Here is a 20,374-nt window from a genome sequence, read left to right on the forward strand (position 1 = left end):
AGACTTTGATTTATCCACCCAGGGTCCGATTGAGAGCTGTAGCCGAGTTACTATTGGCGTGATTCAGCTTGCTCCAAGATTATCTAACCGTAAAGCTGCGCCTATATTTGACTGACTACCATCTTGGAAGTCACCATGAAAATAATCAATCAGCTATCACTTCTGTTGCCCTCAGTGCTTCTGACTCTTGTTGCTACTCACGCCAATGCCCAATCGGAAGCCAAAGATTCCCTGGAAGGGGTCTGGTGTGCGATTGAAGGTGAGTCGTTTATTTTTTACGAGCATAGCTCAGATGCCTTTACCTTAGAAAAGGGGCAGATTTGCCGAACTTTTAAGGTCCTCAAACAAACGGGGGTGGGCGGTGGCGGTCGCTATCTTGAGGTAACGAAGAAGCCGGATGTTAAGCACCAACTAACTGCAGTTGAAGAGAAGGTGAATGAGACCACTATAGCTAAGGATATCGGTATCTTTGCCTATATGAAGAGTGGCAATAGAATTCAAGTGGTAGCTGTTGATGTGTCCGATGAGAGTGTTACAAATTTGACCCTCGATGGCAGTGGCACTATGCGAGGCTTTATTGAGGAGGTTACTGCTGACAGCACCGGTAAGAAGGGGCACGAAGCTCATGTTGGGGTGCTGTTCTTTCGGAGGACTTCCTCGTCAATACCCGAGACCTTTGATCAGGACTGGGAATCAATCTTCAATGAGACCCATAGCAAGCAGTAAAGGTGCTGGTGTTATTGTCGGTTTTATAGCCCAGTATATTCATTTGCCATAATCATCAGGCAATAATGATGCTCGTATCGCTTACTAATTAGCCAACACTTACGTTTCCAGCCCCAGGCGAACCTTTTTAGCTTGCCTTTCTCTTGAGGTATCGTTGATTTTGTTCGTATGAAGCAAGCAGGGAGAGTGCTGCACCCAGAGAGGCTGTAGCCCATGCTGGGTGGTGTTTATAATCTAGGTGCAGGTGATAGCATGTTAAGCTTGGTGTATAGAACACTTAGCAAGTTTATCAACTATCGCTACTTTATAGACGAAAGCGCACTCCCAGCAAGACTGCCGCTTGTAGGAGCTTTGTGGGGTACAAATATGAAATATGGTCTAACTTTATCTTTACTGATTTTGGCGGTGCCGAAGACACTGGCTTGTGATTACCCACCGCCAACAATTATTCTACCTACAACGCCTTACGGTGAATTTCAATATATTTATCCGGAAACTGGCTTAAACTACAAAGATATTGCTAATGATAAAAACTTGGCGGTGGTTAAGATTTTAGAGGTGTCAGGTGATCAAGCTAATCCTGATGTAGTAATTGTTCAGCTATTACATGGCTGGGGATATCAAAGTGGCCGTTACATGAAGTTTGTTAACCCGGGCTTATCATGTGTCAGCAATAAAGTGGCGGAAATCGGGTGGTATGCTGCTCTAATAGATCGCGATGACATAGCTTTACTGGTCCCCTATAAAAAGGTTGAGAAATACCTGCGAGAGCGCGGCAAGCCTGAATATGTGTACTCTGCAATTGGCCTGCGGTTTAGGGAGGCATATCCAGCCAATTAACTGCAGTAGAGCACTTTAAGTTTGCTTAGATCGGCTGTTATGGGAGCATTATAAGTATCAAGAGTGAGTCACTCTAAAGAACAATTAGTCTTCCAAATAATAGGGCTTACTTTATCACTTTTATAGTTACAGTTTCTGATGTAGCAATTTTACTCGATACTGGCATGACTATAGAAATAGCTCAATTCAGAGTAGGTAGCTGGGTCATCGGTGGTGGTGCGAATATCAATCACTTGCCTGCAGAGTTGTGGCTCAACCCTCTGGCCTGCCTTGCTTGTTTGAAGTGTTGGCTATATGGCTTTTAATCTCTATAGAAAAGTAAAACTATTAAGAGGTTTGTGATAAATGTGTGAAAAACAATCTATTACATGTATTTTTGAGCCTCCAGGTATTTAAATGAAGCGTACAGCATTTTACTTTGCTTTGATGTGTTTGCCCCTAGAGCTGGAAGCACTTCAAGAGTGGATACCGAGCAAGGATTACACTGTAACACCCGAGTTGGCTATGGCAGTTGATAGGGCTCGCCAATTTTATTACAAACAAGTTAGTCACAAGAAAGCTGCGGAGCAAATAGTGTACAATGCCCGCTCAGCGGGTCAAGGGTATATTGTAGAGCTGCTCCCGATATATGTATTACCTGAAGGGGAGAGGTTTGTATCAGTTGATGGTGAAAATTGTGTGTATTTGACTAAAGAATATAAGGTAATGGATTATCGACAATGCGTCGCAGTCTGGCCAGATTCGCTTGAAAAATAACATATAAGGTTTCGTGGGGGCGAGCTTGCTACACGGATAGAAATAATCGCCGTCTTACAAGAATATCAAGAGATTAGTTGTGAAATTGACCTCAGAAGAGAGAGCTGTTGTTGCTCAATGCATTGCTGAAGCTCCGAGTCTGAAGCGAACTTTGATTGCATACTGGCCTTATATATTTCCGCTTTGTGCGGCAGCAATCTATGGGATAGTAAAGAAAGACTATCTTTTAATTGGAATCGCATTCTTCTTTCTTGTTTGTGAAGTCTTGTGGTTTTTGAATGAAACATCTAAGTCTGCAAAACACCTGAAAGCGGCGCTAATAAAGTATGATTTATCTAATCGTACGAAGAGCGTAGGGTAAGTTAGTATTACAAATGTAAAAGTTATTCATTTATGAGAGACAACAAAAGTTATCAGTGCTTTTTGTGCGGGAAGCATATTGAAAATCAAGGGGGACTTGATCCTTGTGCAGTAGATCTTGTAGCCAATGTTGATCAGTCTACGGAAAAGCTAGATATACAACGATTTTTCTGTCACATCCGATGCTTTAAGTCTATCAACAAGCATGCTTCTATCTATAAGCCAAGATTTGAGACCGCCTTTAGTTGAGGGCAATAATCAATCAAGAGGGTTTACAATTGCGCTAGACAGCTTGCACCTTAGCTCATTGAATACGAGCCAAGGGTTATTGAGGCGTTTCAGATTTCCAGAGGTCGCGAATGAACGTAGTAGAAGGTGATTTGATCAAAATGGCACTTGAGGGCCATTTTGATGTAATTGTTCATGGGTGTAATTGCCAGTGCCAAATGGGAAAGGGGATAGCCTTAACTATCAAGAAGCTTTTCCCTGAAGCCTACGCAGCAGACTTGGGTACAGAAAAAGGCTCACGACTTAAACTGGGTACGTATTCAAGTGCTTACATATCACAGTTAGAGGCCAGCTTTACGGTCGTCAATGCTTACACTCAGTTTCACTGGAGAGGTAAGGGGGTAATGGCGGATTATGAGGCTATACGCAGTGTATTCACCAAAGTTAAGAAAGATTTTCCGGGGAAGAGGATTGGGTATCCTCTAATAGGTGCGGGGCTTGCCGGTGGAGATTGGGAGGTAATTTCTAGCATCATAGAAAATGAACTTGAAGGCGAAAATCACACACTTGTTAAGTTTGTGCCGTAACAAGCCCCCAGGCTGATTACTTCCGCACATATACTGCCCGCCTGAAAGGCGGGACTTGCCAGTAGGTCAATAGCAGCTTCTTAAGATAGTAGTTCCGACATCTTCTTCATCAAGATAGCTGAGGCGTTGTCGGTAAACTGTTGTCCCTCCTCAATATACTCCCAGACAGTGGCGTCACTCTTCCAGCCACCTTGCTTCTTGATTAGCTCAAAGCCAACTTTTTCTCGCGCTGCGGAAGTGGACAGGCCTCGGCGAAAGCTGTGGCTGCTGAGTTCGGCAACAAAGTCAAAACCGCAGACCTCCCCGAGATTTTTCAGTAGATCGTTGATAGCTGTGGGGTTTAACTGTCGACTTTGCACCGTATCCCAGCGATTCACTGACCGAAATACTGGCCCAGTTCTAATGCCACTAACGTCTAGCCAGGACTTAAGTGCTCGTGCGGGGCAGATTTCAGGGGTGCCGTAGGGAAGGGCGCGCATCATTCCCTGACCACTTTGATCCGTTTTTGATTTGGGTAGGCGAATGATCAAGCCTTCCTCCTCCCATATCAGGTCTTCTACCTGGATCGCCACCAACTCACTGCGCCGGAAGGCGCCGAAGAAACCTACCAGCACCAATGCCAAGTCACGGGTCTTCTTCTTGGATTCAGGCTGAGAGCGCAACTGTCGGGTGAGGGCTGCAATGTGTTCGAGGCTCAGCGCCTTGGCTTTTTGCTTGGGTTTTCCGTGGGTGCGGCGAATACCGCGCATGGTTTTCTGTACCAGCGGTTCAGTAACTGGGTTGGCGATGCCTTGATAAAGGTGCCACTGGCCTATGGCGGTTAGGTGCAAATCCAGGGTGCGTGGGTTCAATTGCTCGGCCCGAATCAATAGATAGCTAACCAGTGAATGGCTATCGGTGGGGAGTCGGCCTCCCCATTTCTCGAACTGGCGAATGGCAGACCGATAGGCTTTGCGAGTGCTGTCTGAAGTCGCTGCTCGCAGGTACTTCTGAATGTCATCCTCAGTCAGAAGTGCTCCACCCCCGGTAGATGTACTGCTGAGCGGGGATTGAGTCTGGATTTTGGTTGAGGCTAGGGGCTGTTTTTTCATGAATTCTGTGTCACCCGGAAACCACTATTTGTACTGAGGGTACGTTAAATGGGGGCTATCTTACTTTTATAACCTTCGATAATAATCATTATCGAAGGTTAGATGGGTTAATTCAAGAATTGGTTTATTTTTATATATTATGTATTATTACGTAATACGTAATTTGGTACAAAATAATCTGAGGAAAGGCTAATGGCGCGCACAGGGGTCACCTATCTGGACATTTTTGAAGCAGCAAAGGCGATTAAGGCCCGGGGGGAGGAACCGACAGTTGATAGGGTGCGCGCTCATCTGGGGACTGGGAGTAAAAGTACAATTGCGCCGCTTCTAAAACGGTGGAAAAGCGAGAGTTCCAGCAGCACTGATGTCAGCGGCTTGCCTAAAGATCTGGTGGAGGCACTGAAAGGGCTTCATCAGCGTATCCAGGGCGATGCGGACCAAAGAGTGGAGCAGGTTCAGCAGGAATTTGAAGCTAAAGAGCTGGAGATAACAGAGAGACTAAATGAAGCTCAAGAGACCAGTAGCAAGCAAACCGCATTGATTCGCGAGCTGGAGCAGAAGCTTTCAGCTTCTGAAGGTGAGAAGCGCCGCCTCAAAGTTACCCTGGGTGAAACTCAGTCAGAACTGGAAAAAAGTGAGTTTCAATTGGAGCAGGCCTCGGTTCGAGCTGAGGAGCAGAAGGCCTCAATTGAAGAGATGAAGCAGGAGAATCGCGATGTGCGCGAACACTTTGAGCACTTCCAGCAACGAACAGCTACAGACCGGCAGCACGAGCGAGATCAGTTTCGATCTTCCAGTGAGCAACTTAAGGGGCAGGTGACCTCACTGACGGAGCAATTTGGGTTGGCGGAACAGAGGATTTCTGAGCAGGATCTCCTGTATAAACAGGGGCAGGCATTAATTACTGAACTCAATCGGGAAAAGCAGGAGTTGCGTGAAAATATAGGCGCCGCTCAAGCCGAAGCGGCAAACTACAAGCGGCAGGCTGAAGAGCAGGCGGCAAGCGCTGAGCTCCAATCTTCTGAAATTACACGATTACAGGATGAGGTTACCCGCCTCCAGAGCAGCGGTGTAGGGCAAGCTAAGGAGATTCAGCTTCAGCAAGTATCTTTGGAAAGGCTGGATGCTGAACTGGGTGCTACAAAAGACCGGATAGAGACCTTGTCAGACGAGAATCGTATCCTTCTACAGGAGAAGGCAATGCTGCAAGGGCAGTTTGCCCAACTGGAAAAATCTTTGGGTAAGCAGTAGTTCAGCGGCAGGTTGGGGTCGTCGTCAGTTGATAGCCCCAGTTCAATTGGTTGTCGCATCTAAACAGATGTGACAACTGTCAAATTGAAATACTTTGACTAGCTGGTACTATTAAAGATAAGTAAGAGCAAATTTAGCTGTAGTTGATCTACCTATCCTTATATAAGTCCTACTCACTAACACCGCATAATAAAGTTCCTTATATAAAGTCCCCCTTGCTTTTATTTGCCGCGGTTCATAAGGCATTTGGGAGGCAAGTGTTGTCCAATCATTTCAGAGAAATCATCGATAAACCCACGTTTTTTGGTTCGCTGGCGCTGTTGTTGGCAGTGACAATCCCACTGGTGCTGTTCCCCGAAGTTGGTGCCGCCTGGGTTTTAGCCGCTAAAGGTTTCGTCACTGACAAGCTGGGGGTTTTCTATCTGGCACTGGGTGTCGGGGCAATTCTCTTTATGGTCTATATCGTGTTTAGTGATATCGGCCAGATCAAGCTGGGAACACCTGAAGAAAACCCTGAGTTCTCCACCATATCCTGGGCATCAATGCTGTTTTGTGCCGGCATCGGTGCATCGATTCTCTATTGGTCTATGGTCGAGTGGATCTACTATTACCAAACCCCACCTTTCCAGGTTGAAGGAGGCACCCCCGAAGCTGCGCGCTGGGCAGTTGCCTACGGTATTTTTCACTGGGGCCCGCTGGCGTGGTCCATCTACCTGATTCCCGCTTTGCCGATCGCTTACTTCTACTACGTTCGAAACCATAGCGTGCTGAAAATTAGTGAGGCGCTGATGCCCGTTTTGGGGGAGCAGCGCGCCCAGGGCGGACTCGGCAAGCTGATCGACGTGCTGTTTATCTTTGGTATGTTGGGCGGCGGTGCTACGACCTTGGGAATTGCTGCGCCGCTGATCACTCAGGGGGCTCATGAACTCTTGGGCGTGCCCACCGGGCTGGGAACCCAGGTTGTAGTGCTGATGATATGCACGGCAATCTTCGGCTATAGCGCTTTTGTTGGGCTTAAGAAGGGTATCCGCGCACTTTCCAACCTGAATATGTGGCTGTCTATTGTACTGCTTCTGTTTGTTTTCCTGGTTGGCCCCACCTTATTTATGTTGAACACCGGCTTGGATGCCCTGGGTCGTGTCTTGGATAACATCTTCCATATGGCCGCCTGGACTGAGCCATTTGCAGAGTTTGAGCAGTTCCCGGATACCCATTTTCCCCAAGACTGGACCATCTTCTATTGGGCGTGGTGGTTGGTTTTCGCTCCCAGTGTCGGCTTGTTTATTGCGCGTATCTCACGGGGGAGGACCATTAAGACCATGGTGGTTGGCTCCATTTTTTATGGCACCTTAGGCTGTTTCCTGTTTTTTATGGTGCTGGGGAATTACGGCGTCTACTTACAGTTTTCCGGTGAGCTGGATGTGGTGGGGATGCTAAATGAGCAGGGCGCAACCGCTGCAATTTTTGCCACACTCAAGACACTTCCCGGCAGTAAACTGGTGATTCTGGTATATACGGTGCTCGCCCTCATCTTTACTGCAACTACATTCGATTCCATCTCATACATTCTTGCCGCTGTTGTGCAGAAAGAGGTCGATGAAGAGCCAGCTAGATGGAACCGCCTGTTCTGGGCATTTGCGCTTTCACTGATGCCGATAACGCTGCTGTTTTTGGGCGGCCTGGATACGCTGCAAACTGCCAGCGTGATCGGTGGCGTGCCGCTTTTAGTTGTTGCTTTGCTGCTGTGCATATCGATTGTGAAAGCCGCTCACTATGACCTGCGCTACCAGCCGAGCTATGAAGAGAAGGAAATCTATATTGAAGAGTTTCCAGAGGATGATCCGTGGACAGAAGAGGGGAATTGGGAGGTTCCGGCCCAGACGGAGCACGGCGTATCCCACGATGACAAACCCCATATAGAGGGCGATCCGGGAAGCCATCCGTCTCGACTTTAATAGTTGGGCAGCAGGAGGAGGCCGTTTTCACTCCTGCTCTCCATCAAATTCTGATACCACTTTATCGACACAATGTTTTCTGAGGTGAGTAGCGCTTTTTATCGAGTTGCTCTCCTCAAAACAGAGATTCAATTGCTGTGTATATCGGTTAAATAGTTGTTTTGCACTCTCCTTTGGCAAAGTTACAAGGCGGTTAATGAATTGACGGGAACCAACCTGGAAGTGCATATAGTCAATCGGGACATTCCAGTCTCCACCCCAGACAACGAAGCCATGCCTGGCAAAGATTGTGGTTACATCTTCAGACATCCCCATGCGGGTTGGCTTTCCCGGGCGAAACTTTGCCCGGTTTAAATATCCTTCTGTTGCATCCTTAGGGATTACTTTGGCTCGGGTGTGTTTATCAATATACAGGTAGGGATTTTGTAGGGGGTTAATATCAATAGCAACACCATAAGCATGCTCAGACCATCTGCTTCCGCCAGTAATAGGCCGGGAATCAAAAGCCAGTGTGTTGTTTCGATCATCTGCCATTCGCTCTTGCAGAGTAAAATATTCGACAGGAATGGCTGACTGTATTGGAAAGCGAGATCGGTATATCTCGCCAAATAAAGACAGGACGTTCTTGGCAACGATATCAAGTACAACAACAGCGCCTCTGCGGTCTAGATCAGCTCCGATACCAACATTATCCTGAGCAGGGGTATCCAAGAGAGGCACATAATTGAAGACGACTCTTTTCAGCCTTTCACAGCCAATAGGGGAGTTGCTCCGAAGTACCTGCCGGAGCCTCATTAGCTCACAGTCTTCTTGGGATATGTCATAGATACCTGTCTTTGCTTCAGGTTCAAAATCATTAACATCGATATTCCTGGCCTGGTCCTTGGTGCATGCAAATAGCACCAAGCCCGCGATGGCGGCGATGGCCTTCTTATACATATCGCTTCTCGGTAATTCTTTGGGAAAGCCCCGTTTCAAATAGTATTTGAGTATGCACATCCTGTTCACACTTGAATTGCACTCGGCCTGTTAAATCAGCAATCGGAAAGGTGCTAATCACGTCATGCCTACCGTTGACCAATGGCAGTGTAGTGCTTGTCTTAAAGATTGGCGCTTTTACTTTCAACGGTTCTGTTTTTGGGGGTTATAAAATCACCAAGCTGTGATCGATTAAACAGCCAGTTAAATTCCACTTTCTTCGAGAAAATCTTTTCAAGAGGGGACCCTTATTGAATAGGGGATCAAAGGACCTCATAGACAAGCCCACCTTTTGGGGCTCTTTTGCATTGCTACTAGTGGCGACAGTGCCCTTGATCCTCTTTCCCGAGGCGGGTTCTTTATGGTTATTGACAGCTAAAGATCTGGTGACAGAAAAGTTGGGGGTCTTTTATCTCCTGCTTGGCTTAGGTGCGATGTTATTTGTGCTGTATATCGCCTTTAGTGATATCGGCAGGATAAAGTTGGGAGGGGGGAAAGAGAGCCCCGAATTCTCAACTCTATCCTGGGCTGCCATGCTGTTTTCTTCCGGTATTGGCGCCTCTATTTTGTATTGGTCGATGGTTGAATGGATCTACTATTACCAACAGCCACCGTTCCAGGTTCAAGCAAGCTCAGCTGAAGCTGCGCGCTGGGCAGTTTCCTACGGTATCTTTCACTGGGGACCGCTGGCCTGGTCTATCTATCTGATCCCAGCACTGCCAATTGCCTATTACTACTATGTGCGTAAACGCAAGGTTCTAAAGTTAAGCCAAGCGCTCGCGCCAGTATTGGGTGATCGTAGCGTGGGAGGGCCCATTGGTAAGCTTATCGATACTTCCCTGGTATTTGGCATGTTAGGGGGCGCGGCTACACGGCTTGGTATTGCGGCGCCGTTGATTATATTGGGATTGCATAAGCTATTTGGGGTTCCTACTGGGGTGGGATTTCAGGTTGGGGCACTGATATTTTGTGCGCTATTGTTTGGTTACTGTGCTCTTGCCGGCGTAAAGCGGGGCCTTAGTGTCCTATCAAACTTTACAATTTTTCTCTCGCTCGTCTTGCTGCTCTTCGTGTTTATCGCGGGACCAACACTATTTATGCTCAATAGTGGGTTGGATTCCCTGGGGAGAGCGCTGCATAACTTCTTGCAAATGGCCACTTGGACTGAGTCCTTCTCTCATTTTCAACAGTTCCCCAATACTCGCTTCCCTCAAGACTGGACCGTCTTCTATTGGGCTTGGTGGTTGGTTTTTGCACCGAGTATTGGTTTATTTATTGCGCGTATCTCTGGAGGGCGGACTATCAAGGCGATGATTCTTGGATCGCTATTTTTTGGAACTTTTGGCTGCTTCTTGTTTTTTATGGTGCTAGGCAACTACGGCGTCTACTTGCATTTTTCGGGCGAGCTGGATTTGGTGCAAATACTGAATCAGCAGGGGGCCAATACCGTGATCTTTACCGTTTTAGATAAGTTGCCGGCGAGCCAGTTAGTTGTGTTGCTGTATACGCTGATCGCGCTGGTTTTTACTGTCATTACTTTTGACTCCATATCTCATATTCTTGCCGCAGTTGTGCAGAAAGAGGTCCATGGCGAGCCGCTTCGGTGGAATCGAATTTTCTGGGCCTTCGCGCTGGCAGTAATGCCTATTGCTTTGTTACTTATTGGAGGGCTGGAAGCATTGCAGGCGGCAAGCATTATCGCCGGTGTCCCTTTGCTGCTAATTGCCCTCTTGCTGTGTATCTCAATGGTTAAAGTTGCACGGCATGACTTGAATTTGCACCCAGTTATCCTTGAGAAGGAAATTGTTTTGGAGGGGGTAGCTGAGGAAAGTGCCTGGGGTGGGAATACTGAATCAGGACAAGTTGTGTTGAGATCTGCAGAGAAGACTGGCCAGGACGGAAAAGAAGAAACACCCTGAGAGCAGACCAGTAAGATATGCCGGGGCTATCTAAAGCCCCGGCTGCACTTATAGTTTAAAGGCTAAAAGTGCGGGCAACAGAGAAGACAATTCGCTCGTCAGCAGTGCCCACGTCGAGATTGGTATTCTCGGCGGCAACATTGAAATCAAAACCTTCCAGGGAAGTCATATACTCCACTCGGTAGTGGTTGTAAGATTTTTTACCATCCCAGGTCCATTTGTCTTTATTGACGCTGGTAGAGCGGTCAACACTGAAGCGAACGTTGTGACCTTCTGCAAACTCAAAGGTATGCGCCAGCATCATAATGTAATGACCACCGCCCGTGCCAAAGTAATCCCAGCTATACCAGCCATTGACTTCTGATTCGCCTAGAGCAGAGCTGTAGCCAAGCTTGGCATAAGCTTCCGGATAGGCGTAGTCATTAGAGAGATCATCATCGCCGTGATAGGTGTAATAGGCGAGTCCTGTGTCCAGGCTTACTTTATCGGTAAGCTGCATGAACTTACCTGCGTAAAAATCCCACTCCAGGTTGGTATCGTCTTCTTCACCGAAGTCTACGTTGGAAGCCCAGGTGCCGATATACCAGCCGCTATCAAAACCGTAGTCCAGACTGGCTTGCAGTGCTGGGTCGTTTTGAGTCTGGCTGACACCGTTAAAGGTGTAGTCAGTAGTCAGGTTAACAGTAGAGGACAGCTCTGCCTGGGATTGTTGGGCAAGCACCAGCAGGGAAGCACAGGTCAGTGCAGAAAGTTTCAAAGTTGATTTCATTGTTCAATTACCACTTATTTATATTTTGTAGCCCCCGCCAAACCAGGCGGGGGATTTCAACAGTTAGCTCGCCAGTTCGATCTTGCTAAAGTCGATCTTGTTTTCTTTAGGCGAGGAGTCGATAGCTGCTACCGCCCTGAAGCGTTTCACCAGGATGTAACCCAGGCAGCAGAAGAAAATGCCAATTACCAGGGCGCCGATCCACTGGATTTGCAGGAAGTTGAGCTTGAACAACAGGGTGAGCAGGCTCATCGCAACCAGGTTCAGGACGAAGTATTTCCACTTGCCCAGACGCGCAACAGTCATACCCAGGTTGTCGGTGTACAGGCGAATCAGGGAGTCCAGCGAGTTGATCACGAAGGTAATGCCCACAATGACCATGGCCAGGTTGTAGAAGCCGCTGGTATCTAAGCCTTGGCTGGAGTAGTAGTAGAGCACGGTGAACCAGAGCGCGATGGGGATGGATGGGAAGATCAGCATCGCCGCCAGCACTTGGTAAGTGCGCAGGCCGCCCACAAAGCGGGAGGTAAACTGGCCAATCATAATGCTCCAGGCAAACCACCAGAACAGGTAGAACTCGTGGTAGTCATTCAGCGGCAGCACGAACTGGTGGATATTACCGAAGTAACCGCCGAGCAGCGCAAAGGTGGAAGCGAAGTCGCCAACGCTACCGTTCTCACCGGTAAAGGCGCCTACCCACATTACCGCGATCAGGCCAATAAACATCCAGGTAGTCGCCAAGCTGAGGAAGCGCACATAGCGCAGGCTGGTGGATGAGTAGACCGCAGCGGCGATCACGGCAAAGACGATCAGGTAGAAGGTGCCAACAATGGTTTCACCATCGCCAACCTGTGGCAGATACCAGGGCAGGTTGCTAAGCAGCAGGTAGGCGGTAAACGCGCAGGTACCGATAATCACCACGTTGTTGATCAGCTTTACCAGGCCGATCTCAAAGAATTTAACTTTGGGCTCGATAATGCAGAAGTAAAAACAGGTGAGGAAGTAGAAACCCCAGATCAGGAAGGCCCAAAAACCAAACTCAATCGCGAGTGCGTTGGTGAAGCCGTATTCTGGGTTTGCGGTTAGGTCTGCGTAGCCACCGAACTCGGTGAGGGGGAACATGATAAGGCCTACATCGAGGCCGGAGGTGAAAAGGATCGCTATAAAAGTGAAGGTTTTAACCGGGGTCACCCCGACCATCTTCACATTTCCCCATTTAATCAGCGAGAAAATTATTGCCGTGAAGGTAAATAATAATCCCGCAGAAAGCCAAGCTGTCATGCTGAGTCTCCAGCTAGTTATTGGTATGCCGGCGCCCCTCAAGGGCGTTGCTGTGCGAGATTTGAGTATCCCCGTCGCATTTGAAGGGGGCAGTCAAATCTCTGCCAGAGCGCCGACGTAAATTCAGCTCACTGAGCGCGCAGGGCGGCCAGGTCGCTGAGTGCTGGTAGCTTTGGTCGCTACCGGTGCCTCGGAGGGCGCCAATACAGGGCGCCCTAAAATCAGGTCAGCAGCCCGCTCCGCCACCATAATGGTGGGCGCATTCAGGTTGCCGTTGGGAATGGTCGGAAAGATGGAGGAATCTACAACTCTCAAGCCCTGCAAACCGTGTACACGGGTTTCCGGGTCTACCACTGCCATTGCATCAGTGCCCATCTTGCAGGAGCAGGACGGGTGGTAAGCACTCTCGACGGATTCCCGTACGAAAGCGTCAATTTGTTCATCAGTCTGGATATCGGTGCCAGGCTGGATTTCATCGCCCCGGTACTCGTCGAAAGCCGGCTGATTGATAATCTCGCGAGTCAGCCGCACACAAGCGCGGAAACCCTCAATATCCTCTTTCTCCTGTAAATAATTAAACAGGATGGAAGGGGATTGCTTGGGATCACTGCTCACCACTTTGACCCTGCCGCGACTCTTGGGCTTGTTGTGTCCGATATGCACCTGGAAGCCGTGGCCATCGAAAGCTTCGCGGCCGTCATAGCGCATGGCTGCTGGCAGGAAATGGTATTGCAGGTCCGGCCACTCCACGTTTTCTTTGGAGCGAATAAAACCGCAGGACTCGAAATGGTTGGTGGCTCCGAGACCATCCTTCTTCAGTATCCAACGAGCGCCGATCAGGAATTTGTTCCAGGGGTCGAGTTTGCCATTCAGGGAAATCGGCTGGTTGCAGCGGAACTGGAAATAGAACTCCAGGTGGTCCTGCAAGTTTTGGCCGACGCCGGGAAGTTCGTGTTGGAGTTCGATACCGGCTTCTGCCAGTGTGTCGGGATCTCCGATTCCGGAGAGCTGAAGAAGGTGAGGGGAGCCGATGGGACCTGCGCTGAGGATGACTTCCTGCCGCGCCTTGAATTCCAGGATCTTTCCCTTGCGTTCAAGTTTGATACCGACTGCCCGTTTATCTTCCAGAATCACCTTATGCACAGTGGCATGGGTCAATACCGTCAAATTGGGGCGCTGCATGGCCGGTTTCAGATAGGCGTTGGCGGTAGACCAACGCTTTCCATCTTTTACCGTCATATGCATAGGGCCAAAGCCCTCTTGCTGCTCACCGTTGTAATCTGCGGTGTAGTCGTAGCCAGCTTCTTTGCCAGCTTCGATAAAGGCTCCATAAAGGGGGTTGGCCATTTCGTTGCCGTTGTTGACCCCCAGAGGACCTTCGTCGCCACGGTAATCGTCACCGCCGAAAGCCCAGGTCTCAGAGCGTTTAAAGTAGGGCAGGCAGTGGGCGTAGTCCCAGCCTTCGGCGCCGTGCTGTGCCCACTCATCAAAGTCTTTGGCGTGCCCGCGCACGTAAACCATCCCGTTAATCGAGGATGAACCACCGAGCACCTTGCCTCTGGGGCAATGCATGCTGCGGTTATCCAGGTACGGCTCTGGCTCAGTCATAAACTGCCAGGCGTACTTGTCGGTATTCATGGGGATGGACAGCGCGGTGGGCATCTGGATAAAGATGCTGCGATCGCTGCCACCAGTCTCTACCAGGAGGACTTTTTTATCTTCCTGGGCAGACAGGCGGTTGGCCAGAACGCAACCGGCAGAGCCGGCGCCGACAATGATGTAATCAAACTCACTCATACAGGGTACCGCTTAAAATGGACTTTCCAGTGGTGCCAGGCCCACATATACCGCTTTTAGCTGGGTGTAGTGGTTCAGGGTCGCAAGTCCATTTTCGCGTCCGATTCCGGATAACTTGTATCCGCCCACCGGCATTTCCGCCGGGGAGGCGCCGTAGGCATTAATCCAGCAGATGCCCGCTTGCATCTGGTGGATCACACGGTGGGCGCGGGTGATATCACGGGTAAATACGCCTGCTGCCAGGCCCAAACGGGTATCGTTAGCGCGGCGGATCACTTCGTCTTCATCATCAAAGACCAGTACCGACATTACCGGGCCGAAGATCTCTTCGCGGCAGATGGTCATATCGTCATGACAGTCGGTGAATACGGTGGGAGCAACGAAGTAACCGTTGGGGGAATTCTCTGGTGAAAGGGTGTGGCCGCCGCAGAGCAGGGTCGCGCCTTCCTCTTTACCCTTGCTGATGTAGTCCATTACCAGTTGCTGGTGCTTGGCAGAAATCAGGGCGCCGAAGTTGGTGTCCGGATTCATCGGATCACCGGCAATAATATTTTGCTCAACACGCTCTTTCAGACGAGCGAGGAACTGATCGTGGATGCTGCGGTGTACAAATACCCGGGTACCGTTGGTGCAGATTTCGCCCTGGGTGTAGAAGTTGCCCAGCATGGCAGCAGAAACGGCTTGCTCCAGGTCGGCATCATCAAAGATCACCAGCGGGGACTTGCCACCCAGCTCCATGGTAACTTCTTTCAGGTTGGAAGCCGCTGCGGCCATCACTTTCTTGCCGGTACCCACTTCGCCGGTAAAGGAAACCTTGGCGATATCCGGGTGGTTAGTCAGCCAGGCACCCACGGCGCCATCACCTTGGATTACGTTGAAAACACCCGGGGGCATGCCCGCTTCAATAAAGATTTCAGCCAACTTCAAAGCACCTTTGGGGGTTTCTTCGGAAGGCTTGAAGATCATGGCGTTACCGCAGGCCAGGGCCGGGGCGGCTTTCCAGCAAGCGATTTGTAAGGGGTAGTTCCAGGCACCGATTCCGGCGCAGATGCCCAGGGGCTCGCGGCGGGTGTAGTAGAAGTCCTCACCGACTTGCTGCTGATTGCCTTCAATGCCTGCAGCCAGGCCGGCAAAGAATTCGATGGAGTCGGCCCCAGTCACCACGTCGACAACACTGGCTTCCTGCCAGGGCTTGCCGGTATCAGTCACTTCGATAGCTGCCAGTTCGTCGTTGCGCTCGCGCAACAGTGCTACTGCTTTCTGCAGGATGCGGCTGCGCTCTACCGGCATCATCGCTGACCACTGGTCAAAACCGCGCTTGGCGCTCTCGATGGTTTCTGCCAGTACCTTTTCGTCGGCAACCTCAACCTGATAGCTGACTTCGTTGGTCGCCGGGTTATATACATCAAAGCACTCGCCGCTCTCATTCGACAGGTAGCGGCCGTCTACAAAATTCCGTTGTTTGTCCAGTGACATCTGTCTCTCCATACTGCTTTAACAGAGGGTCAGTCGGTTGTTCGTTGGCGATGGACTCGAAGGGCGCAATGGGCCGATCGTGAAGGTCCAGTCATCATAAAAAAGGGCCGGTCTGACGAAGACATTTGTCCCTAATCGTCAGATTCCAGCCCGGTCTCGATAGTCGTTTATCGAGCGATATGACACAAAATGTAACATATTTTTAATTTGAACTCTAATTGTTAGCACTCAATGCAACAAAGCTGGCGGATTTGTAGGAGGATTTATTTTTCAGCGACTACAGAGTTAATCCGTATTTTCAAGGGTTAAAAGTGGGCTGGGTTGGGCCAAAAATCTCATTTGAACTCTATAAAAAGCACTGTATGAATTTTGCTCAACCTGGCTATCTTGGGACAAGTCAGGTGCCCGAAAGGTGGGGGCTTTGGGCGGCAGGAGATAGAGTTTGTCGCTTTTGGTGGAGGAGGCTCTAGCTGGTGAAGGTCTGGCAGGTGGGGAGGCTCTACCTCCCCAGAATTACTTTGAGTGAATTTAACTTTTTGCCTCACGTAAAGTGGAGGTTTGGCGGTTCAGGCTGGCCAGATATAGCACTGCTAACCCAGCTGCTATACCCGGCAACCCCTCATAGATCACGCCGTGATACCCCAGTAGCCGCCAGGTAATCGCTGCTGTAAAGCCGATAATCACTGCTGCGATAGAGGTTGCCTGGGATGGCTTACCCCCAAAACACAATACCAGGAGTAGGGGCCCAAATGCGCTGGCGAGTCCCGACCAAGCGAAAATAACCAGGCTAAACACACTTTGGCTATTGGCGAGCGCCAGTAGCAATGCGCCGCCGGTTATGGCAACGGTGACAAGCTTGAGGAACCAGGTTCTTTCAATCTTTTGCGGAAGAATGTCGTGGGTAATGGCTGCGGAGCAGCTGAGAAGCAGGGAGTCTGCGGTGGACATGGTTGCGGCAAAGATACCAGCCAGGATCAGCCCAACAAAAACAGGGGGCAACAAATCCATAGCCATGGTGGGAAGAGCAAGCTCCGCATCAAAGCTCCCTGTGTCAGCAATAAACACTCTGGATAGCAGGCCGACCCCGGTGGCCATACAATAGAAAAGGATAAACCACAGATAATACCAGGCTCTTGCCCGGTTCATCTCGCTGGAATCCCTCAGGGTCATAAATCGAACCATAACGTGGGGTTGTCCAATCACAGACAATCCGGCAACCCCCCAACTGATCACAAAGAGTATCACCCCGCCCCAGCCCGCAAAGGCGAGCCCCTCGGGAAACCAATGGGTAAAACCCTCAATAGCCTGCATTTGTATCGCCGCACTGGTGATGCCGCCCAAGTTGGCAAGGGCGACGCCTAGAAGTGCTGCCATAGCCCCCATCATAACGATGGATTGGGCCGCATCAGTCCAAATGGACGCGCGGATGCCGCCAGCTAAACAGTAGAGGCATACAAGCACAGCTCCAACTACAGCACCGGACCAGAGAGGCCAATCCAGCAGTACGTGCAGGGCTTTGCTGCCGGCAACCATTTGGGCAGAGGCATAAGTTAGTAAAAACAACAGGGAAATGATGCCGATCAGGCGCTGCAGGGCTGAGTACTTCTGTCCGTGCCAGTTACTGAGAACACCTGCGTAGCTGACTTCACCACTTGAACTGGTAGCGGTTCTTAATCGTTTGTGTACATAGATGGAAGCCAGAAAATCTCCGGCAATCCACCCCACCATCAACCAGATGGAGGCCAACCCAGTGGTGTAGGTATAGCCGATAACCCCAATAAACATATAACCGCTATTGTTCGTTGCCACGGCAGACAAGCCTACCAGCCAAGGGGAGACGCCACTGCTGGCAAGGTAATAGTCGGCTTTGGTTTGACGGCTGAACATCGCAGAGGAGAGGCCGACCAGAGTGAACAAAAGTAAAAAACCAAGAAATGAATAGATCATCGGCAATCCTATTATTTTTATCCCGTATTATTTTATCGGTTGGTCTTCAGAGGTTATCCGAATATTTCTAACCGCCCTTGCCACCACTTTGCGGCGAGGGGGTATTGGCAATAACCTGGTCGAGTTCCTCAAAAACTTCACTTTCCGCTAAAGGCTGTAAGGCGCTATCAACCAGGATCTCATCGCGGTAGCTTTCCCGCCTTTTGATGGCTTCAGCCAGATAACGCAGCGCTTCATCAAATTGACCCATGGCAGTATGGGCGCATGCCAGTTGGTAGAAGGCATGGCTGTTATCCGAGTCAATACCTAGGGCCTGGTGACAAAGATTGGCGGCCCACTGGGGTTCATTAAGCTCCAGCACTGCATCAGCTTTATAGGTAAGGGCTTCTACATCCTCGTGACGGAGGCGCAGAATCTCGTCGTAAATGGCAATTTTATTTGCCACTGAGGATTCTTGTTGGGCGCGTAGCCACAGGGACTGTACTTCCTGGGTTAGCTCGATTTCCTCGCGGTTTTCTTCAATATGCTGTGTTTTCTGTTGAAGCTGCTTCTCTATAACTTCCAAGCGCTTTTCGTATTCCTGGACCAGCTTTGAGATTTCCTCATCGGCCAGGGAGTGCACCCGCTCTTTAATATCCTGGAATGACCGCCAACCAACTAAAACCAAAATTGAAGTGGCGGCGGCTATCAAGTAGAAAAAGTAGGTAACCGTATCGGTTGCGTAGGCTACGGCTCGATCGACAGAGTTGTGTTCACGATCGACAATTTGCTGAATCAATTCCTGCTTGGCATTAGCCTGATCGATTCTCAGTTGCTTAATTTCGTCGAGCATATAGCGCTCGACGAAGGGTGTGTACAAGGGCTTCTCAAGGGTGTCGACCTCGCTTTGCGCACTACCTTTATTCTTTTCTTCCGCTTCCTGGGAAATAGAGGTTGCGGAAGTAAATAAAAAGAGCAGGGCACAAAGGCTCAGGATGCGAGGCATATCGCCGTCCCGTGATTGTAAATCTCTACCAGTGCCTCGTGTAGAGTCCGAACGGCTGCATCATAGTCTGGCTCATTAACGATGAACTGCATATCCACATGACGCAGGGACTGGTGCATGGCGAGCACGCGGATATTGCTTTTGGACATCGACTGCACCGCTTTGGCCAGCACGCCGGGGATTTGCATATCGCTACCGATGGCTGAAACTATGGCGACTTTGCGCTGGTTCAGTTCGGCTTCGGGAAAATGCTCTTCCAATGCAGCCTGAATTCGCTTAATTGTTTTCAGATTGGTGGAGAGGAAATGGGTAAGGGTATTGGCATTAGTGTCTTTGGAAATAATGTGGGCTTTGAAGCGCTTGATCACCAGTAGCACTTCGCGATCATAATCGTGGATGCTGCCCGCCATATCCTGGTCAAACAACTCCAGGGCGTAAACCCCTTTACAGCCGGCAATAATTTCCACTCGTGGAGAGTCGCTGATGTAGTCACCAGTAATCAGGGTGCCGGCGTGCTCGGGCTCGAAGGTGTTTTTCACCCTGAGAGGGATATTTTGTTGGCGCAGCCCCTTGGCGGCTTTGGGGTGAATCGCTTCCATTCCCAGGTTGGCCAACTGGTCGGCCACATCGTAATTGGTGCGGCCAATGGGTACTGCATTTCCCTCTCCCACCAGGCGAGGGTCTGCACTGCTCAGGTGGAACTCTTTGTGAATCACCGCCTCCTTTGCCCCTGTGAGTACGGCGAGACGACTGAAAGTCATCTCGCTATAGCCCCGATCAAACGAGATCAGCAGACCCTTATCGCTATGGGCATAGCCGGTAACAATAGGCAGCTGTCTGCTTAAATCGATAGTGGCAAAGGCATCCCGGATACGCTCATCCAGGGGAATGTGCTTGTTGGTGCGCCAGCCAGTCAGGTCGACAAAGCAGGCATTTACACCATCCCGCTGCAACAGTTTCGAAGTATTCCATGCGCTGTGGGCCTCACCGAGGCTGGCTAACATCTCCCTTACCGTACCCAAGTGGGCGTCGAGGGCGAAGTGGCCGTGCTGGCAGAGGCTTTGCAGGTCTCTCAGGCACTTTTTGGCGCTCTCCAGCCTTTCATCCAAAAACAGGTTCGCTTCCGAGAGAAGATCACCATGCCCAAAAAGGCGCTCATTGATTTGCCGCAGTGCTGCTCGAAGCTCATCAAACTTAACCAGCCAGCTATCGTCCTCAATACTGCTGGAGAAGAGGGCATAGATGCCTGGTTGGCCACTTTTCTTGTGCTCTAGAAGCAGGTCAGTAATACCGCCGTAGGCAGAGACTACAAAAACACGATTGTAGATCCCCTTGGAGTCACCTTTGATAATATTATCCCGGACCGCTTCGTAGTCCGTCATAGAGGTGCCACCAATCTTTTCTATCGTATGCATCGTCTCTTAATGG

The 20,374-nt window shown here is 49.9% G+C and carries 17 protein-coding genes; 8 read left to right on the top strand and 9 right to left on the bottom strand.

All coding sequences use genetic code 11. The annotated features are described in order from the left end of the window. Positions 1 to 135: 135 nt before the first annotated feature. The 5 genes from ACJJIM_RS08925 to ACJJIM_RS08945 all read left to right on the top strand — a co-directional run bounded on the left by ACJJIM_RS08925 (position 136) and on the right by ACJJIM_RS08945 (position 3,497). Positions 136 to 726 carry a hypothetical protein gene (locus ACJJIM_RS08925; RefSeq protein WP_444913033.1) on the top strand — a complete coding sequence of 197 codons (591 nt, stop codon included), beginning with the start codon at positions 136 to 138 and terminating at the stop codon, positions 724 to 726. 213 nt (positions 727 to 939) lie between these two features. Beyond that, the gene (locus tag ACJJIM_RS08930) at positions 940 to 1,566 is read left to right on the top strand and encodes a hypothetical protein (protein WP_444913034.1); all 627 of its coding nucleotides are present in this window, start codon (positions 940 to 942) and stop codon (positions 1,564 to 1,566) included. 396 nt (positions 1,567 to 1,962) lie between these two features. Further along, complete coding sequence (locus tag ACJJIM_RS08935; protein ID WP_444913035.1) at positions 1,963 to 2,322, top strand: hypothetical protein; 360 nt, start codon at positions 1,963 to 1,965, stop codon at positions 2,320 to 2,322. A gap of 79 nt (positions 2,323 to 2,401) precedes the next feature. After that, on the top strand, positions 2,402 to 2,683 hold the full coding sequence (locus ACJJIM_RS08940) for a hypothetical protein (protein WP_444913036.1): 282 nt from the start codon (positions 2,402 to 2,404) through the stop codon (positions 2,681 to 2,683). 358 nt (positions 2,684 to 3,041) lie between these two features. Continuing rightward, complete coding sequence (locus ACJJIM_RS08945; protein ID WP_282932772.1) at positions 3,042 to 3,497, top strand: macro domain-containing protein; 456 nt, start codon at positions 3,042 to 3,044, stop codon at positions 3,495 to 3,497. Positions 3,498 to 3,577: 80 nt separating this feature from the next. Here ACJJIM_RS08945 and ACJJIM_RS08950 read toward each other — a convergent pair whose 3' ends face one another. After that, positions 3,578 to 4,588: a tyrosine-type recombinase/integrase gene (locus tag ACJJIM_RS08950; RefSeq protein ID WP_444913037.1), complete on the bottom strand. Its 1,011-nt coding sequence runs from the start codon at positions 4,586 to 4,588 to the stop codon at positions 3,578 to 3,580. A 192-nt stretch (positions 4,589 to 4,780) separates the two neighbouring features. Here ACJJIM_RS08950 and ACJJIM_RS08955 point away from each other — a divergent pair, with 192 nt between their 5' ends. Then, complete coding sequence (locus ACJJIM_RS08955) at positions 4,781 to 5,839, top strand: DNA-binding protein (RefSeq protein ID WP_444913038.1); 1,059 nt, start codon at positions 4,781 to 4,783, stop codon at positions 5,837 to 5,839. A 257-nt stretch (positions 5,840 to 6,096) separates the two neighbouring features. Further along, a complete protein-coding gene (locus ACJJIM_RS08960) occupies positions 6,097 to 7,794 on the top strand; it encodes a BCCT family transporter (RefSeq protein ID WP_413665764.1) in 1,698 nt (565 codons plus the stop codon). A gap of 27 nt (positions 7,795 to 7,821) precedes the next feature. On the opposite strand, the gene ACJJIM_RS08965 is transcribed toward ACJJIM_RS08960, so the two are convergent. Then, positions 7,822 to 8,733 (bottom strand): M15 family metallopeptidase, encoded by a 912-nt coding sequence (locus tag ACJJIM_RS08965; protein ID WP_444913039.1) that lies wholly within the window; start codon positions 8,731 to 8,733, stop codon positions 7,822 to 7,824. 290 nt (positions 8,734 to 9,023) lie between these two features. On the opposite strand from ACJJIM_RS08965, the gene ACJJIM_RS08970 reads away from it, so the two are divergent. Continuing rightward, entirely contained in the window at positions 9,024 to 10,691 is a 1,668-nt protein-coding gene (locus ACJJIM_RS08970) for a BCCT family transporter (RefSeq protein ID WP_444913040.1), read from the top strand. A 55-nt stretch (positions 10,692 to 10,746) separates the two neighbouring features. Here the strand turns inward: ACJJIM_RS08970 and ACJJIM_RS08975 are convergent, their stop codons facing one another. The 7 genes from ACJJIM_RS08975 to ACJJIM_RS09005 form a co-directional block, all read right to left on the bottom strand. Then, a complete protein-coding gene (locus ACJJIM_RS08975; RefSeq protein WP_444913041.1) occupies positions 10,747 to 11,460 on the bottom strand; it encodes a TorF family putative porin in 714 nt (237 codons plus the stop codon). A gap of 63 nt (positions 11,461 to 11,523) precedes the next feature. Continuing rightward, positions 11,524 to 12,741, bottom strand: coding sequence for a BCCT family transporter (locus ACJJIM_RS08980; RefSeq protein ID WP_444913042.1), 1,218 nt, complete (start codon positions 12,739 to 12,741; stop codon positions 11,524 to 11,526). A gap of 123 nt (positions 12,742 to 12,864) precedes the next feature. Continuing rightward, the gene (gene betA, locus ACJJIM_RS08985) at positions 12,865 to 14,538 is read right to left on the bottom strand and encodes a choline dehydrogenase (RefSeq protein ID WP_444913043.1); all 1,674 of its coding nucleotides are present in this window, start codon (positions 14,536 to 14,538) and stop codon (positions 12,865 to 12,867) included. Positions 14,539 to 14,550: 12 nt separating this feature from the next. Beyond that, positions 14,551 to 16,014: a betaine-aldehyde dehydrogenase gene (betB, locus tag ACJJIM_RS08990; protein ID WP_444913044.1), complete on the bottom strand. Its 1,464-nt coding sequence runs from the start codon at positions 16,012 to 16,014 to the stop codon at positions 14,551 to 14,553. Positions 16,015 to 16,542: 528 nt separating this feature from the next. Further along, a complete protein-coding gene (locus ACJJIM_RS08995) occupies positions 16,543 to 17,961 on the bottom strand; it encodes a sodium/proline symporter (protein ID WP_444913045.1) in 1,419 nt (472 codons plus the stop codon). Positions 17,962 to 18,028: 67 nt separating this feature from the next. Continuing rightward, positions 18,029 to 18,946 carry a TPR end-of-group domain-containing protein gene (locus ACJJIM_RS09000; protein ID WP_444913046.1) on the bottom strand — a complete coding sequence of 306 codons (918 nt, stop codon included), beginning with the start codon at positions 18,944 to 18,946 and terminating at the stop codon, positions 18,029 to 18,031. Beyond that, positions 18,931 to 20,361, bottom strand: coding sequence for an aspartate kinase (locus ACJJIM_RS09005; RefSeq protein ID WP_444913047.1), 1,431 nt, complete (start codon positions 20,359 to 20,361; stop codon positions 18,931 to 18,933). Before ACJJIM_RS09005 ends, ACJJIM_RS09000 begins: the two co-directional genes overlap by 16 nt. Positions 20,362 to 20,374: the final 13 nt, after the last annotated feature.

The sequence above is a fragment of the Microbulbifer maximicatervae (SeqCode) genome (assembly GCF_052467615.1).